Source organism: Methanobrevibacter boviskoreani JH1 (genome assembly GCF_000320505.1).
Lineage (GTDB): Archaea > Methanobacteriota > Methanobacteria > Methanobacteriales > Methanobacteriaceae > Methanarmilla > Methanarmilla boviskoreani.
This window is the reverse complement of sequence record NZ_BAGX02000019.1, coordinates 1-16,783: the sequence shown is the minus strand read 5'-3', so window position 1 is coordinate 16,783 and position 16,783 is coordinate 1. Positions and strand designations below refer to the sequence as shown.

Sequence of the window (16,783 nt, the reverse complement as noted above, 5' to 3'; positions counted from 1 at the left end):
AATAAAATACTAAATTAACAATTTCTAGACTAATTTATTTTAATTTTTTATTTTTAGAAATTTTGGTTTGTTTTTAGTTAGGTTAAATTTTTATACAATAATAATATTATTAATAAAATACTAAATTAATAATATAGTAATTTGAATGTTATAATGATTAAAAAATAAAATAATATTTTAATTTTCTTTAACTATTAATTTATTTTTTAATTGTTATTTTATTCGACTTGTTTAAATTAGATTGGAAGTGATTTAATGGTGGAATATTCCAAAGTGGCTATAGCAGGGATAGTTTCCTTTGTCGTTGTTATTTTAACATCAGTTTTAGGTTTAACTGGTACTGTTATTGGTTCAGTATTTTCCTCTGTTATGTATAGTGCTCTTACTGGTTATTTAGAAGAGAGGAAGAAAGAAAGAGGCGGAATCGATATTAATTTATCCAAACCAAGATTGGATCTTGAGTTATTTTACATATTCCCTTTAGTTGTAATTCTATTAATTGAACTCTGTTATATGTTAACATTCTTCAGCTCCGGTTTCTCAGTATTGTTCTCTAGATTGGAGGGGGTAACCAGTAATAATCTATTTAGAGTCATGGGATTCGGTTTAATTATTATGGGTATTTATCCTATGTTTGATTCAAAAACTGTTAAAAAAATCAATGGTTCATTACTTGTCTTCATTGGTTTAATTCTTTTAGGATGGGGATTTGTAGATTTAAATAATCCTGTATCAAATGTTCTTGGAGATGTATTACAACGTGTTGATTTCTTTGTAGCTGCATTTATTAGTTTAATTTTAATATATGTGATCTTCTCAATTCTTGTAAGAAAATCAACTAATACTTCAACAAAACCACATTCTACAGGAAGAATGTTTAAATATAATAATAAAAGACAGTATGATTATCCTCCAGCAGATGATTTTAATAGGGCTTCTAGATTTAAAAGAAGGAATTATAATTATGGAAATGATGGTTATAATCAATATGAAAATTATGGAAGATATGATAATTACAGACCGGATAGGGAATTTGATAATAGGAACATGAGAGAAAATAATCCACGGGAAGGTAATGGTGGTATAAATTCCTCTTCAGATTCTTTAAAATATGTATCTAATAGAAGACGAAGAAGATAATCTTCTCTTTTTTTTATTTTTTTTAAATTTGATTTAAGCTGTTTTATATATGGTAATTTATTTGAAATATTAAATTTAAATTAAAGAATAATTAAACTTTTTTTTACTTATGTGAAATTTTATTGATTTTATACATTTTTTTTATTTTTTCAATTTTTATCTTAAAATTTTCATTTTTTAAAAATTTTTATTGTTTTTTGTAAATTTTTATATTAATTTTTTGTTTTTCGGTATTTTTTTTATAAATTTTAGGTAAACTTTAAATGATTTGATAACTAAAGTAGTATATATGTTATTATTCCTAAAATAGGAAGTCAAGAAAAATTTTTATAAATTTTTATATTTTTATAAATTGGTGATTAAATGCCGAGTAAAGGAAATAGAACATTAAAAGATATTTTAGATATAATCTTATATGAAAATCCTGCTACTCAACAAGAGATTGCTGATAAATTAGGCATAACACGTCGTTATGTTACTCAATTGATACAACCATTGATTAAGGAAGGTGTAGTTAAAAGGGCTTATATGATTGATATGGAGAATTATGAGAAAATAGCAGATGACTTTGAGTCAAATGTTAATTCCCCATTACATTCAAGTAATCTTTTAATTACCAGTATGTTAGTTAGTATGAAAAATCATGTAAAAAATGAATTGAAACTTTCAGTTGAATCTCTTATAGAAAATGATGATAATAAGGCAGAAGAAGCTTTAAAAATGGATTATACTACAAATAATATGTGTGAAAAAGTAAGAACATCTGTAGAAACAGTTGTTAGCATTAATCAGCAATCACACTTCTCAAAAACAGTTATTTACAATGAAGTTGCCTATGATCTTGAAAGGATAGGTGATTACTGTGGTCATATAGCTAAATTTGTTGTAAATGATTATTATGAGGCAGATGATGATATTGTTGTAAACATTAAAAAAATGTATAAAATCAGCGACAAAATGATTGAAGATTCCATGACTGCATTTTTAGATGGTACTATTGAGCTTAAAGGGGAAGTAATGGATTTAGAAGAAAGAATGCATGAGATGCAGAAAAAATCCATGGGGACTATTGCAACTCAAATGGCTGAAACTTCTTTTGATGATAAAGAGCGTTCCAATTATTATATTTATATTTCCAGAGTAATTAAAGCATTTGAGAGAATTGGAGATATTTCTGTAGAGATTGTTGATACTGCAGGTGAATTCCACAATAATATTCCACGTTCTATTACCCCACGTACATTTAGGGAATAATATTTCTCTCTTTTTATTTTTTTTATTAATGCTTTTTGCATATTTTTTTTAGCTATTTTCTTGTTTAATTTTATCATTAATTTTAGATTTTTTATACATTCTTTATTATTTTTTATATATTTTTTTATTTTAATTATTTCTTTAATTCATCTTGTTCAAATATGATTTTTTGGATTTTGTTCATAATTTCCTAAAATGAGAATAAATTTCCTAATTTTTCCACTAATTTTTTATTTTTTTCACATAATGAGAATTTTTATACACAAAAAGATAACCTTTATATACTCTGTAAAATAATCTTTATTTGAGGTTGAAAAAATTTTTTTTTAATAAAAAAAACCAATCTCATTTTTAAAATCTAAATGGAGTTTAAGATTTAAATTTATGTTAACTTTATATTTTAAATATTTTCGTTGAAAATTCCTCTAAAACCTCTTAAACTTTCATTTTAATTTTATGTTCGGTGTTAAAAAATGAAAAAAAATACAAAAAGGATTATTTTAGTTATTGTTATAATTTTAGTGCTTGCAGGTGCTTATTTGGCAATTAACAGTGGATCCAGTAAGGTAGAAATTGTAGGATCTACTTCTGTACAACCTGTAGCAGAAAAATTAGTAGAAAAATACAAAGAAACTCACCCTGATGCACAAATCAACGTTCAAGGTGGGGGATCTAGTGTAGGTATCAAAAGTGCACAAGACGGAACTGCTGATATTGGTACAAGTTCTAAAGCTTTAAAGAAAAATGAGTCTCAAGGTTTAACTCAAATTCCTCTTGGTCAAGACGGAATTGTTATTGCTGTTAACACCAAAAACAGTGTTGATGGGGTAACCTCAGAACAATTAAAGGATATCTTCTCTGGAAAAATTACCAACTGGAAAGAAGTTGGTGGTTCAGACGGTAAAATTAATGTAATTCGTCGTGAAGATGGTTCTGGAACTTTAGATGCATTTGAATCCATTGTAATGGGTAAAGACACTAAAATTAAATCTGACGCTGTAGTTCAATCTTCAACTGAAGCTGTAAAACAATCTGTAAAAACTGATGAAAATGCTATTGGATTTGTATCCTATGCACATATGTCCTCAGATGTTAAAGCTCTTAAGATTGATGGAGTATCACCTTCAGATGATACTATTGCAGATGGTTCATACAAATTACAAAGACCATTCTTATTCTTAGTTAAAGGTACATCAAACCAAGCTACTCAAGATTTCCTTAACTTCGTAAACAGTAGGGAAGGTCAAAAAGTTCTTAAAGATGAAAAAATTGTTCAAGCTAGTAACAATACTAATTCATCTCAATAGATAGTTAAAAGTATTAGCATTTAATAATGTTTATTAAACAATTAACTGTCATGTTTAAGAAATTTTTGGCTGTTAATTTAATCTATAATTTTTTTATAGATTTTTAATTTTTATATTTTTTTTAAATAAATTATTATTATATTGCTTATTTTTTTATATTTTAATTCTTACATAGCTTAAAGATTTTTTAATAATCTAATTATAGATTAGATTTTAAAAGAGAGGTTAAATATGGCTAATCAAAATTCAGAAGAAACTGGAATTCAAGCAATATTATTAGTTGCTGCTTTGTTCTCTATATTCATAATCTTTCTTATAATGGCTTTTATTTTTATTGAAGGATGGCCAGCTTTTGCAGATTATGGATTCTTCAAATTCTTATTTGGTCTTAAATGGGATCCAACTAAGAATGTATTTGGTGTTTTACCAATGATTGTTGGTTCTTTATGTGTAACTTTCTTTGCATTACTTTTAGCTGTTCCATTATCCTTATTATGTTCCATATATATGGCTGAGGTAGCTAATACAAAAGTTGCTAAATCATTAAAACCGGTTATTGAAACTCTAGCAGGTATTCCATCTGTAGTATATGGTTTCTTTGGTTTAACTGTATTAGTTCCATTATTCAGATCATGGTTTGGAGGTACTGGATTCAGTATATTCTGTGCAGGTATTATTCTTGCAATTATGATTCTACCAACAATTATATCTGTTTCACAGGATGCACTTGAAGCTGTTCCAAATGAATATAGGTATGCATCATATGGATTAGGTGCAACAAATTGGCAAACAATTAGAAAAATTGTTTTCCCTGCTGCTTTACCTGGTATTGTAACAGGTATTATTTTAGGTATGGGTAGAGCAATCGGTGAAACTTTAGCAGTAATTATGGTTGCAGGTAATGTAAGTCAAATTCCAAACTCAATATTTTCTCCAGTAAGAACCTTAACTTCTAACATTGCATTAGAAATGGGTTATGCTACTGGTCTTCATTACAACGCTTTATTTGCAACTGGTGTAGTATTATTTATTATAATCATGATTTTATTAATCATTACAAACTACATACAAAGTAAATATAAAATGGATGTTGGAGGAGGAACTTTATGAATAGTGTTCAAGAAGAAATCGATAAATCCAGTCATAAGATGTCTTCCTTGACTACCCAAAAAATTATGAATGGTATTTTCTTATTATCAGGATTAATCACAATCTTGATTTTAGTTGTTATTATTGGATATATTTTAATTGAAGGTTTACCTGCTGTAAACTGGACATTCTTAACCTCAGATCCTATTGATTCAGGTAGGTCCGGTGGAATCTTTCCAATGATTATCTCAAGTTTATATGTAACAGCAATTGCACTTATTATTGCAAGTCCTCTTGCAGTTGGAGCGGCAATCTATATTTCAGAATATGCTAAAAATGAAAAGATTAAAAAGGTCATTAGATTCGGGGCTCAAACATTAGCATCCATACCATCAATTATTTTTGGTTTATTTGGTTTACAATTGTTAGTTATTACATTAAACTTAGGATATTCTGTCCTTTGTGGTGGTATTATATTGGCATTCATGGCACTTCCAACTATTTTCCAAGTTGCAGAAGTAACTGTATCCTCTGTTCCAAGTTTATACAAAGAAGGTAGTTTAGGTTTAGGTGCAACTAAATGGCAAACTATTACTGGTGTTGTTTTACCTGCAGCATTACCTGGTATCATTACCGGTATTATTTTAGGTTTAACCCGTGCTATTTCAGAAGCAGCAGCAGTAATGTTCTGTGTAGGTTCTGCAGTAACCACCCCTATATCCATTATGGATCCAGGTAGGCCATTACCATTACACTTGTATGTTCTTGCAACTGAAGGTGTTTCATTACAAAATGCATATGGTACTGCAGCAGTTTTAGTATTTATTATTTTAATAATTACTTTATTAACCAATTACTTAGTAAACAGATATCAAGCAAAAATGAGGGGAGAACGTTAAAATGGCGGATAAATTTACAGTTAATAATTTAAATGTGTACTTTGATGAAGCACACATCCTTCATAATATTAATATGAATGTTCCAGAAAATGCAGTTACCGCACTTATTGGTCCTTCCGGTTGTGGTAAATCTACTTTCCTTAGAACATTAAACAGAATGAATGATTTAATTCCTACATTTCATCATGATGGAGATGTATATTTAGACGGTCAGGAAATCTATGATGATAATGTAAATGTTGTTGATTTAAGAAAAAGAGTTGGAATGGTATTTCAGAAAGCTAACCCATTTCCAAAAACAATATTTGAAAATGTTGCATATGGTCTTAGGATTCATGGTATAGAAGACGAGGACTTTATTAAGGAAAAGGTTATTGAATCCCTTAAAGGTGCAGCAATATATGATGAAGTAAAAGATAAATTAGATGAATCTGCTCTTGGTTTATCTGGTGGACAACAACAAAGATTATGTATTGCAAGAACCATTGCAATCGAACCGGAAGTAATTCTTATGGATGAACCTTGTTCTGCACTTGATCCAATTTCCACTCTTAAAATCGAAGATTTAATGACGGAACTTAAGAAAGATTATACCATTGTTATTGTAACTCACAATATGCAACAAGCAACAAGGGTTTCAGATTATACTCAATTTTTCTTAAATGGTGTTATTGTAGAAAATGGACCTACAGAGGACTTATTTATTAATCCTAAAGAAGAACAAACCAAAGAATATATTACAGGAAGATTTGGTTAGATTAATAAGATTATTAATATCTTAATTACAAATTAATTTATAATATATTATTAAAAATGGGGTTAAATAATGGCTGAAAATTATGAAATTAAAGATTTTCCTTCAATAAACTTTGAAGAAAGATTTAAAGAAATCCAAAGTGAAACAAAAAAAATAGGCCAATTAACTTTGGATAACACAAATTTAACAAGGGAATTGTTAGAAGATTATAATGAAAATATTAAAACTGAAATACTTGCCAATAGTGAAGAAATAGACTTAGAGGTATTTGATTTAGAAAGGCAATGTATTAAATTTTTAGCTTCTGAACAACCTGTTGCAAGTGATTTATTGTATGTTCAATCTACTGTTAGGGTAATAAGTCACATTAAAAGAATGGGTTATCTTGATGCTAATATCGCTGAGGCTATAGCAACTTTACAAGATTTTGAAGCTCCTGAGGAGTTATTTAAAAATCTATCATATATGGCGGATTATGTTCAATTAATGATTCAAAAAGCTATTCATGCATTTTTAGATGCTAATGTGGATTTAGCTTCACAATTAAGTGAAGATGATGATAAGATTGATGATTTATTTGATAAAATATTAGATTCCGCTGTTAAATATCTTGCTTCCGATGATTCAGATTATGATACAAAATGTTTCATTGAAATCATTTTCATTGCAAGACATCTTGAACGTATTGCTGATAGGGCTGTAGCTATTGGTTCCAGAACAATATTTATGGTCACTTTAAAGAGACCTGATAATTTACCTCACCGTGATGAGGATGAACCATTTTCTTTAGATGAGGAAAAGTAAATAAAAATCCTATTATTTTCACTTCTTATCTATTTTCATAATCTGTTGAAATTCTTTATCTAAAGATTTCTTTTTTTATTTTTTTTTTAATTTTAATTCTTAACTATAAATTAATAATAATCTCTTGAATCTTATATAATCTTTATCTAAATCCTAAAAATATGATTTCTAATTTTTTCAATATGATTTTAATAACATTGTAATTAATTTTTGTAAAGGTTCTTTCTAAAATCATGTAGATTTTCATAAATAAAGTATTCAATAATAGTTAAGTATTATTTTAGGTGTCGAATGGAATTTAATCTAGATTATAATCTAAAAATATTTTTAAATAGGATCTTATATTCTCGGGCATATATTTTAAGTGTAAAAATAGAATTTAACTTAGTTTACTTTGGTTTTTTAAATAGTTATAAAAACAGTATTGGATGATAAAAAATTAAAAATTCAAAATAAAATTTTATAGTTTAAATTAAAATTAGAATTAATTAAATAAAATAAAAATATTAAAATATAAATATAATTTATTCATCTTTTAATATGCTTGTAGCATGTCTGTTTGCCCAGCACTGAATACATACTCCTATAGGTAAACCTGCAGTATGTGTTGAGGCTTTCTTAATCTTAACATCTAAAGCTGTGGTTTTACCACCAAGACCCATTGGACCTTTACCATTCTTGTTGATTCTTTCTAAAATCTCGTTTTCCATTTGATTTAATTCATCGTCAGGATTTGGTTGGCCTACTTTTTCAATCAAAGCCTCTTTTGCTAGTTTCATTGCGAGGTCTGATGTACCACCTATACCAACTCCGACAACCATTGGTGGGCAAGGTTTTCCACCTGCAGCAAGTACTGACTCAATTACAAAATCTTTGATTCCCTCTTTTCCTTCTGCAGGAAGCGCCATTTTAAGTTTGTTATTGTTTTCAGATCCAAAACCCTTTGGAAGAACTGTAATCTCAAGGTAATCAGTGTCTGTAAGTTCGATAGAAATATATGGAATATAAACACCAGTATTATCTCCAGAGTTTTCTCTTGTTATTGGATCTACAATGTTTGGTCTAAGTGGAACTTCTTTGGTTGCTTTTCTAACACCTTTTTCAATTCCCTCTTTTAAATTTTCCACTTCAACATTACCTAACTTTACAAATATCACTCCTAAACCTGTATCCTGACACATTGGTATTTGGTTTTTATGGGCTAATTCAATATTTTTTAATATATTGCTGATGTTTAATTTTGCAAGTTCATCTTCTTCGTTTTCCAATGCATCTTCAAGTGATTTAACAACGTCTTCATTTAAGTCTATTGCCGCTTTTTTATATAGTTGGTAAACTGTATCTTCAATAGTTTTTTCACTAATCATGTTATCATCTAAAGTAGAATTAATTAAATCATTAAATTTATCTTAATTTTATAAAATTATTCATTAAGTTTTTTATTAAAGTTAATATAATAATTTTTCTTTTTTAGAAAAAATAAATTTAATCATTTAAAAAAATATCCGATATTTATATAAGTATAATAAGCTGTAAAAAAATAGAGGAAAGAATAATTAATTAGTTAATTATTCTCGTTTTAATATCAGTGGAGTTTTTCTGATATTTTTTTCAAGTAGTTAAATTCTTTAGCTACCTTTTCTTGTTTCTTATTGATTAAGTTTTGTGAATTATTTGATAAAGCTCCAGTAGGACATGCTTCAATACAATACTGTGTGTCCTTATTTATACACAAGTCACACTTTTTTGCATGTGTGTTATCCATATTTATTGCGCCTATTGGACAAGCGTCTCTGCAGATTCCGCAGCCGATACATTTTTCTTGGTTAATGGTGATTGCTCCACCAAGATATTCAATTGCACCTTCAGGGCAACTTAAAAGACATGGTGCTTTATCAGGACTACAATGCATACAGAATAAAGGTACTCCTTCATATACGTGGATTGCATTATTTGGACATGAGCGTTCACATCTGCCACAATCAACACATTCCTTTGGATCCAATATTAATTCTCTCATTCTATCACCTAGTCCTCGAATGCTTTACTAATTCTACTGCCACTTGTTAATACATTTAACATGGTTTTGTTCTGTTTGTTGCTTTTACCTGCAATTTTAGCAATGTATTCTTCACGTTTTTTATCAACAAGTTTATCTGTATCTACTAATGATATCGCTCTTTTGGAACATGCTTGTACACATGCAGGTCCTTCAGGACGATCTGCACATCTATTACATTTCTCTGAGCTTTTATCATAGATTATAATTGATCCGAATGGACATGCAAGACTACATAAACCACATGCAATACATTTGTCTGAGTCAATTCCAGTGTTTGTCATTGCACCTGTTGGACAGATAACTTCACAAGCAGGGTCTTGACATTGTTGACAAAGGATTGGGTAATAAGAACCATCAAATTCTATAATATTGATTCTACTAGTACCATGTAATGCCTCACAGGACCTTTCACAGTCTTTGCAGCCATCACATAAATCTCTTTGTACTATTATTTTCTGCAATTTTCTCACCTCAAATTCCTAATTCTTCACATTGGTTGTTAACATAATCTTGTATCATTTGGACATGTTCTTCGTCTAAGTGTCTGAATCTTTTTTGAGCTTTTAAGTATTCTACAACAGGTTTTCTTTCTGTTGGTCTGTAGGTTACTTTGAATTCACCATTTTCAATTTCGTATAATGGCCAGAATCCTGTTTCTACACCTAATCTACCTAATTCAATTGTTTTTGAAGGATCAAATCCCCAACCAGTAGTACATGGTTGGTTTAAATGGATGTAAGCAGGACCTTTTGTTTCAACTGCTTTTTTAACTTTTTTCATATAATCCTCAGGATATGCAATTGAGGCAGTTGCAATATATGGAATTCCATGAGCAGCCATAATCATAGGCATATTCTTCTTAGGTTTATCCTCACCAAAACTTTCACTACCTGCAGGTGAGGTAGTAGTTGATGCACCCCATGGGGTTGCTCCACTTCTTTGAATACCTGTATTCATATATGCTTCATTATCATAACAGATGTAAGTAATGTTATGTCCTCTTTCCATAGCTCCAGAGATGGATTGTAAACCAATATCTACACTTCCTCCATCTCCACCAAATGCTATAACATGAGTATCTTCTTTCCCTTGGCTTTTAAGTGCTCTTTCAACACCACTTGCTACTGCACCTGCATTTTCAAATGCAACATGTACAAATGGTACTCTCCAAGCTGTTTCTGGATATGGTGTAGTCATAACTTCAAGACATCCGGTTGCACAGATAGCTACAGTGTTTTTACCTGATGCTTTAAGTGCAAGTCTTGCACCAATAGCTGCTCCACAACCTGCACAACCTCTGTGTCCTGGTGCAAAGAGTTCTTCTTTAGGTATATCCATTTTACTCATCCTCCTCTAATCCTATCCAATTAACTTTTTCTGTTGGATTTTTAGTTTTATCTAAAATATCGTAGATTGTATCTGGAGTAATATCTCTACCACCTAATCCAATAATGAAATCATAAATCTCAGTATCACAGTCCATTGTTGATTTCATGTCTTCATATAAAGCTCCACCAATTCCGAAGCTTATATCCTTCTCAACAACGGCTACTTTACTAGCATTCTTGATTGCCTCTTGGATTTTTTTAGCAGGGAATGGTCTGTAAGTAACTGCTCTTACAAGTCCTACTTTCTCTCCTTTTTCACGCATTTCATCAATCATAACTTTAATTGTACTGCATACAGAACCAAAACTTACAAATATTATATCTGCATCTTCGGTTTTGTAGGTTTCAATTAAATCGTGTTTTCTTCCAAATATTTCTTCAAATTCTTTAAATGCCTCTTCAAATACCTCTTCAGATTTGTCCATAGCTACTTGAATTGCATGTCTTGCTTCAATATAATAGTTTGAATCTGTGAAACTTCCGACTGTTACAGGATCTTCTGGATCTAGGTATGAGTATTTTGGAACATATGGTGGTAGGAATTTATCTACTTGTTCTTGTTCCGGAACATCTACTGCCTCGTTAGTATGTGTAATAATAAATCCATCGATACATACCATGGATGGTAATAAGACATTTTCATTCTCTGCAACTTTATATGAGATTAATGTCATGTCTAATGCTTCTTGTCCGTCTTTTGCATAAATTTGCATCCAACCAGAATCCCTTTGAGCAATTGAATCTTGTTGATCATTCATAATACATAATGGTGCTGAGATAGATCTGTTTGCATCACCCATAACGATAGGTGCTCTCATACCTGCTGCTGCAAATAAAACCTCATGCATATACATTAATCCTTGTGATGAAGTAGCTGTAAATGTTCTAACTCCTGTACTACTTGCACCTATAGCAGCACTCATTGCACTGTGTTCTGATTCTACTCTAATAAATTCAGTATCAAGTTCACCATTTGCTACGTAATCTGCAATATATTCAGCTACTGTAGTCATTGGTGTAATAGGATAAACGGGAATAACAGCTGGTTTTGCTAATTTTACTGCATTAGAAATTGCAGCTGTTGCAGTCATAACTTTTTTAGTCATTAATGATTCTCCTTAATTTTTTTATTCATCAATTTCCATTTCAATAGCATTAACTGGACATTCATTTTTACATATGCCGCAGCCTTTACAATAATCATAATCAATATTAAATTCTGTATCAATACAACCTTCTGGACAGAATATGTAACAATTGAAACATTCAACACATTTTTCTCTGTCAGATATTGGTTTAAATGTTCTCCAACTACCTGTTTTATTTTTAACTGTACTTCCAGGTTGGTTATTAGTACATCCTACTGAGGTCATCATTTTCAATCACCTTAAATTTAATCCATTTCGTAAGCTTCTCTTACAGCTCTTACGTTTTTTTCTCCAACTTTACCTGGGAAAACATCTTTAATTACTTTTTCTAATGATTCAATACTTACAACACCAGATTTTTTAGCAAAGTAACCTAAAATAATTGTATTTACAATTGGTCTTCCTAAAACATCTAATGCAATTTTAGTTGCATCTATCTTATGTACAGGTATTTTGTCACTGCTAATATCTTTATGTGTGTTGATTACAACATCACTATTTTCCTTAATACCTGAGTAAATGTCTACTACATTTGCTAATCCGTCATCAAGAACTAAAATATGATCCGGATTATAAATTTGGTATCTAAGTTCAATTGGTTTTTCGTCGATTCTTGTGAAGGCAGATACTGGTGCACCCCTTCTTTCTACACCAAATGATGGGAATGCTTGACTATATTTACCATCTTCAAATGCTGCTTTAGCTAAAATTTCAGCTGCAGTTACAGCACCTTGACCTCCACGTCCGTGAAAGCGAATTTCAATCATTATCTTTCCTCCATTTTATTTATGATGATTGAATAAAAATTATCTAATACAAGATAATTCATATAAAAATAATTTTTTTCATGATAAACTTAGTATATCTATCATGTATAATCATTATAAATTCAAAGTATATAAATATTTAGATTTATCATGTATAATCGTTATAAATATATAAATTTCTAAATTTTCTATTTAAATCTTTTCTAAGTCGGGTGTCTAAAATTTTTCTATATTGTATAAAAATAGTATTTGAAAATTGGAATTTATATGTGTTTTTATTCAGAAATATTATTGCTGTTTAATTAATATTTCAGTTTTTATAATCTAATTTTTACCTTATTTAAATACTTAATCTATAATTATAATTTAATTTAAAAGGATGATTCTTAATTTTCTCCATTACAATTTCGGGAAGAATAATCTGCAATTTTCATATGTCCTGATATGATTTTAATGAAGAGAACTTATTTTTAATGGCATTTTTTTAATTATTTAATTATTTTTAGAAACTTTATTTAATTATGTACTTAATAGAATTTCAAATATTGTGATTTTTTTAATATTTTTGAAAATAATATTTTTTTTGAGTAATCTTTTGTATGATGTTTATACACTTTTTAGTTAGTGTGTTATCTTTCTAATTATTTAGTAAATTTTTTTAATTTATAGAAATATATATTAAATTGATTTGTGGCTTTTTAGGATTGACTTTCATTTATTTCTCATTAATTGAAATTTTATTCACAAAAAGTATAGTTTTAAATATTGAAATTTTCTTATATAATAATATATTATATATAAATAATTTTTAGGTGTATGAATGTTATATGGAGTTATAGATATTGGTTCAAATACTGTTCGGATGAATGTTTATTCTTATAATAAGGAACGTTTTAAGAAAATCTTTTCTGAGAAGGAAACTTTAGGTTTAATTGCTTATGTTAAAAAAAATAAGTTACCTAAACATGCAATTAATAAGCTTGTTCATCTTTTGGAAAGAATGCAAAAGGATTTAAATGTTTTGAACATTACGGATTTCACTGCATTTACAACGGCTTCAATTAGAAATGTTAAGAATTCTGAGGAAATAGTAAAATATGTTAAGGATAAAACAGGAATTGAAATACAAATTCTGCCTTCTGAAGATGAAGCGGAATTAAGTTATATTGGAGCCCAGCAGGATTATGATCTTAAGGATGGGGTTCTGATTGATTCTGGAGGAGGCAGTACTGAGATTATTATATTTGAACATGGTGATGTTCTCGAAGAATACAGTATGCCAATAGGTTCTTTAAATCTGTTTAATGAATATGTTTCTCAGATTGTTCCAAATAAAGATGAGAAAATTAAGATTGAAGAGAGAATATTAAAAGAAATCAAGAAACTTAATATCAAATATGATAAAGAAATTCCTTGCATGTGTGGTGTAGGTGGAAGTATTAGGGCTATAAACAATATTTTAATTGATTTGGATTTAAAGGATAAAAAGGATTCTATTGATGTTAATCTACTTCCTAGCTTGGAGGAGGATTTATCCTATAATGATAGGTCTACCTATGATATAATTTTACATACAAAACCAAGTAGGATTCATACTGTTGTTCCAGGTTTGTTAATATTTAAAGTTTTAACTCAATATTTTAATTGTAAAGAGATACATGTTAGTAAATGTGGTGTAAGGGAAGGATTCTTTATAGAAAACGTTTTTAAAAAATATCAAGATAATTAATTATTAATTATTGACTTAATTATTGTAATGCTATAAAAAATCCTGAGATTTATTTTCACTGAACTAGTTATGATGATATAATGTTATATCAATTTAATAATTCTTTGATTAGAGAATATCAACTAGTCATATTTCGTACAGAATTCTATTGAATTCGATTTATTTATTTATATATAATTTATAGAGGAATGTAAATGTCCAAAGATGAAAAGAAGAATAAAAAGAATAAAAAACATTTAAAGAAAGGTAAAAAAATGAGAGATTACAGTTTTACCCAAAACAGGGAATTATCCTGGCTTAAATTTGATGAAAGGGTTTTAGAAGAGGCTGACGATAACACTGTTCCTTTATTTGAAAGATTAAATTTTATCTCTATCTTTGTTAGTAATTTAGATGAATTTTATATGATAAGGTGTGGTTCACTTTACGATTTGACCTTGGTTAAGAAGAATGATATTGATAATAAGTCAGGGATGAGTCCACAGGAACAATTGGATCATATTTATGAAGAAACTAGGAGACTATATAAAAGAAAAGATGATATCTTTAATAAGGTTGAAACTAAGCTTATTGAGAAAAACAATATTAAATTATTAAGATTTGCAGATTTACATGAGAAAGAAACTACCTATTATAATAAATATTTCTTTGATTATGTATTTCCCGTATTGTCTCCACAGATAATAGATCCTCAACATCCTTTTCCTCATTTAGTCAATAATTCATTAAATATTATTATTGCAATGACAAGTACTGACGGTAAAAAAAATAAGGTATATGGTATTATACCAATACCTGATAGTTTACCTAATGTTGTATTCTCACCGGAATCCTCTATGAGATATATGTTGATTGAGGATTTAATCTATGAATATGCTAATGAAATCTTCTCAACCTATCAGATTGATTTTAAGACAGTTGTATGTGTAACACGTAACGCAGATATAAACTTGTCTACAAATAAGCCTGATGAGGATGAAGATTACAGGGGTTATATGAAGAAGATTCTTAAAAAGAGGAATCGTCTTGCGCCTATTAGGCTTGAATTCTATAGATACCATGATGATGATCTGGAAAAATTTTTAATCAAAAAATTAAACATTACAAAGGAGCAGGTTTTCATATCCCAGTCACCTCTTAAAATGACTTATGTAAGGGATGTTTATGATAAGCTTGAACATGTGGAGCCTGAGATATTTGATCAAATTTCCTATCCTCCATATGAATCCAAATTTAACTCTTTGTATAAGAATAATCGTTTAATGGATATTGTTCAACATAAGGATATTCTACTTAATTATCCATACCAATCTTTTGATATATTTTTAAAATTATTGAAAGAGGCTGCAAATGATGAAAATGTATTGTCCATTAAAATGACTATCTATCGTTTAGCTAATGATTCAAAGGTTATAAAATATTTACTTGAAGCTATTGAAAATGGTAAAAATGTTACAGTTTTGATGGAACTAAAAGCTCGTTTTGATGAAAGCCATAATATTTATTATGCTGAGCTCTTAGAGAATGCAGGTGCAAAGGTTATCTATGGTTATGAGAAATATAAGGTACACTCAAAAATTTGTCTTATTGTCAGAAAAGATGAGGATAATAAAATCCATTACATAACTCAGTTAGGTACAGGTAACTATAATGAGAAAACCTGTAAAATCTATACCGATTATGCATTACTTACTGCCGATGAGGAATTTGGAAAGGATGCTGTTTTATTCTTTAAGAATTTAGCTATTTCCAATTTAGACGGTAAATATGATCATTTCCTGGTAGCTCCAACATCACTTAAACAGAATCTAATTAAAAAAATTGATAGGTCTATTGAACTTGCAAATAAGAATGTTCCCACTACCATTATTATGAAAATGAATTCCCTAACAGATAGGCAGATGATCGATAAATTACATGAGGCCTCTCAAGCAGGTGTAAAAATTAAAATGATTATTCGTGGTATCTGTTGTATTGTTCCGGGAATTCCTGGTTCAACTGATAATATTGAGGTTATTAGTATTGTAGGTAGGTTTTTAGAACATTCAAGAATCTATTGTTTCAGAGATCCTGAAAACACTGAGATTTATTTATCCAGCGCAGATTTAATGACTAGGAACATGAATAAAAGGGTTGAAATTGCATTTCCAATCTATGATCCTAATATAAAACAGAGAATTTTAAATGACTTAAATATTTATCTTCAGGATAATGTTAAGGCTCGTTACATAGACTCTAATGGTAACTATTCAAAAGTAATGAGGGGTGTCGAATTGCTTTCAGCTCAGGATTACTTTATGGAACATGCTGATGACGATGTACATCCTGAGGAGGTTTTATCTACATCAGATAAAATTAAAGGATTCTTTAACAACCTTTTTAGAAGAAATAGTTAATCACTATTTTTTTGTTTTTTATTTTTTTTTTTTTTTTATTTTT

At 29.1% G+C, this 16,783-nt stretch carries 16 protein-coding genes; 9 read left to right on the top strand and 7 right to left on the bottom strand.

The genetic code is table 11. From position 1 onward, the window contains the following. The first annotated feature begins 255 nt into the window (after positions 1-255). The 7 genes from ON24_RS04015 to ON24_RS03985 all read left to right on the top strand — a co-directional run bounded on the left by ON24_RS04015 (position 256) and on the right by ON24_RS03985 (position 7,250). Positions 256-1,140, top strand: a complete 885-nt coding sequence (locus ON24_RS04015) for a hypothetical protein (RefSeq protein WP_040682037.1) — start codon at positions 256-258, stop codon at positions 1,138-1,140. A gap of 363 nt (positions 1,141-1,503) precedes the next feature. Continuing rightward, positions 1,504-2,394 carry a PhoU domain-containing protein gene (locus tag ON24_RS04010; RefSeq protein WP_016359016.1) on the top strand — a complete coding sequence of 297 codons (891 nt, stop codon included), beginning with the start codon at positions 1,504-1,506 and terminating at the stop codon, positions 2,392-2,394. Between the two features lie 473 nt (positions 2,395-2,867). Then, positions 2,868-3,701 (top strand): phosphate ABC transporter substrate-binding protein, encoded by an 834-nt coding sequence (locus ON24_RS04005; RefSeq protein WP_040682036.1) that lies wholly within the window; start codon positions 2,868-2,870, stop codon positions 3,699-3,701. A 231-nt stretch (positions 3,702-3,932) separates the two neighbouring features. Continuing rightward, positions 3,933-4,811, top strand: a complete 879-nt coding sequence (gene pstC, locus ON24_RS04000) for a phosphate ABC transporter permease subunit PstC (protein WP_016359014.1) — start codon at positions 3,933-3,935, stop codon at positions 4,809-4,811. Beyond that, positions 4,808-5,689 (top strand): phosphate ABC transporter permease PstA, encoded by an 882-nt coding sequence (gene pstA, locus ON24_RS03995; protein ID WP_236254920.1) that lies wholly within the window; start codon positions 4,808-4,810, stop codon positions 5,687-5,689. Before pstC ends, pstA begins: the two co-directional genes overlap by 4 nt. Before the next feature lies 1 nt (position 5,690). Then, positions 5,691-6,446: a phosphate ABC transporter ATP-binding protein PstB gene (gene pstB / locus ON24_RS03990; protein WP_016359012.1), complete on the top strand. Its 756-nt coding sequence runs from the start codon at positions 5,691-5,693 to the stop codon at positions 6,444-6,446. Between the two features lie 69 nt (positions 6,447-6,515). Then, positions 6,516-7,250, top strand: coding sequence for a phosphate signaling complex PhoU family protein (locus tag ON24_RS03985; protein WP_016359011.1), 735 nt, complete (start codon positions 6,516-6,518; stop codon positions 7,248-7,250). A 524-nt stretch (positions 7,251-7,774) separates the two neighbouring features. Here ON24_RS03985 and ON24_RS03980 read toward each other — a convergent pair. The 7 genes from ON24_RS03980 to ON24_RS03950 all read right to left on the bottom strand — a co-directional run bounded on the left by ON24_RS03980 (position 7,775) and on the right by ON24_RS03950 (position 12,615). After that, complete coding sequence (locus ON24_RS03980; RefSeq protein WP_040682035.1) at positions 7,775-8,617, bottom strand: fumarate hydratase; 843 nt, start codon at positions 8,615-8,617, stop codon at positions 7,775-7,777. Positions 8,618-8,835: 218 nt separating this feature from the next. Next, positions 8,836-9,270, bottom strand: a complete 435-nt coding sequence (locus ON24_RS03975; RefSeq protein ID WP_016359009.1) for a 4Fe-4S dicluster domain-containing protein — start codon at positions 9,268-9,270, stop codon at positions 8,836-8,838. 8 nt (positions 9,271-9,278) lie between these two features. Beyond that, the gene (locus ON24_RS03970; protein ID WP_369751277.1) at positions 9,279-9,782 is read right to left on the bottom strand and encodes a 4Fe-4S dicluster domain-containing protein; all 504 of its coding nucleotides are present in this window, start codon (positions 9,780-9,782) and stop codon (positions 9,279-9,281) included. A gap of 1 nt (position 9,783) precedes the next feature. Then, positions 9,784-10,650, bottom strand: a complete 867-nt coding sequence (gene porB, locus ON24_RS03965; protein ID WP_040682034.1) for a pyruvate synthase subunit PorB — start codon at positions 10,648-10,650, stop codon at positions 9,784-9,786. A 1-nt stretch (position 10,651) separates the two neighbouring features. Then, complete coding sequence (gene porA / locus ON24_RS03960; protein WP_040682033.1) at positions 10,652-11,806, bottom strand: pyruvate synthase subunit PorA; 1,155 nt, start codon at positions 11,804-11,806, stop codon at positions 10,652-10,654. A gap of 21 nt (positions 11,807-11,827) precedes the next feature. Further along, entirely contained in the window at positions 11,828-12,073 is a 246-nt protein-coding gene (gene porD, locus ON24_RS03955) for a pyruvate synthase subunit PorD (RefSeq protein ID WP_040682039.1), read from the bottom strand. A gap of 20 nt (positions 12,074-12,093) precedes the next feature. Next, positions 12,094-12,615, bottom strand: a complete 522-nt coding sequence (locus ON24_RS03950; protein WP_016359004.1) for a pyruvate ferredoxin oxidoreductase subunit gamma — start codon at positions 12,613-12,615, stop codon at positions 12,094-12,096. Between the two features lie 820 nt (positions 12,616-13,435). On the opposite strand from ON24_RS03950, the gene ON24_RS03945 reads away from it, so the two are divergent. Both ON24_RS03945 and ppk1 read left to right on the top strand, forming a co-directional pair. Continuing rightward, positions 13,436-14,344, top strand: coding sequence for a Ppx/GppA phosphatase family protein (locus ON24_RS03945; protein ID WP_016359003.1), 909 nt, complete (start codon positions 13,436-13,438; stop codon positions 14,342-14,344). Positions 14,345-14,538: 194 nt separating this feature from the next. Then, on the top strand, positions 14,539-16,740 hold the full coding sequence (gene ppk1 / locus ON24_RS03940; RefSeq protein WP_050553546.1) for a polyphosphate kinase 1: 2,202 nt from the start codon (positions 14,539-14,541) through the stop codon (positions 16,738-16,740). Positions 16,741-16,783 lie beyond the last annotated feature (43 nt).

What these genes read in the sequence shown, in the direction of transcription:
- porA (WP_040682033.1), bottom strand. Translation starts at nt 11,806, where the DNA reads ATGACTAAAAAAGTTATGACTGCAACAGCTGCAATTTCTAATGCAGTA.
- ON24_RS04005 (WP_040682036.1), top strand. Translation starts at nt 2,868, where the DNA reads ATGAAAAAAAATACAAAAAGGATTATTTTAGTTATTGTTATAATTTTA.
- ppk1 (WP_050553546.1), top strand. Translation starts at nt 14,539, where the DNA reads ATGTCCAAAGATGAAAAGAAGAATAAAAAGAATAAAAAACATTTAAAG.
- ON24_RS03980 (WP_040682035.1), bottom strand. Translation starts at nt 8,617, where the DNA reads ATGATTAGTGAAAAAACTATTGAAGATACAGTTTACCAACTATATAAA.
- ON24_RS04015 (WP_040682037.1), top strand. Translation starts at nt 256, where the DNA reads ATGGTGGAATATTCCAAAGTGGCTATAGCAGGGATAGTTTCCTTTGTC.
- ON24_RS03945 (WP_016359003.1), top strand. Translation starts at nt 13,436, where the DNA reads ATGTTATATGGAGTTATAGATATTGGTTCAAATACTGTTCGGATGAAT.
- pstB (WP_016359012.1), top strand. Translation starts at nt 5,691, where the DNA reads ATGGCGGATAAATTTACAGTTAATAATTTAAATGTGTACTTTGATGAA.
- porB (WP_040682034.1), bottom strand. Translation starts at nt 10,650, where the DNA reads ATGGATATACCTAAAGAAGAACTCTTTGCACCAGGACACAGAGGTTGT.
- ON24_RS04010 (WP_016359016.1), top strand. Translation starts at nt 1,504, where the DNA reads ATGCCGAGTAAAGGAAATAGAACATTAAAAGATATTTTAGATATAATC.
- ON24_RS03950 (WP_016359004.1), bottom strand. Translation starts at nt 12,615, where the DNA reads ATGATTGAAATTCGCTTTCACGGACGTGGAGGTCAAGGTGCTGTAACT.
- ON24_RS03985 (WP_016359011.1), top strand. Translation starts at nt 6,516, where the DNA reads ATGGCTGAAAATTATGAAATTAAAGATTTTCCTTCAATAAACTTTGAA.
- pstA (WP_236254920.1), top strand. Translation starts at nt 4,808, where the DNA reads ATGAATAGTGTTCAAGAAGAAATCGATAAATCCAGTCATAAGATGTCT.
- pstC (WP_016359014.1), top strand. Translation starts at nt 3,933, where the DNA reads ATGGCTAATCAAAATTCAGAAGAAACTGGAATTCAAGCAATATTATTA.
- porD (WP_040682039.1), bottom strand. Translation starts at nt 12,073, where the DNA reads ATGACCTCAGTAGGATGTACTAATAACCAACCTGGAAGTACAGTTAAA.
- ON24_RS03975 (WP_016359009.1), bottom strand. Translation starts at nt 9,270, where the DNA reads ATGAGAGAATTAATATTGGATCCAAAGGAATGTGTTGATTGTGGCAGA.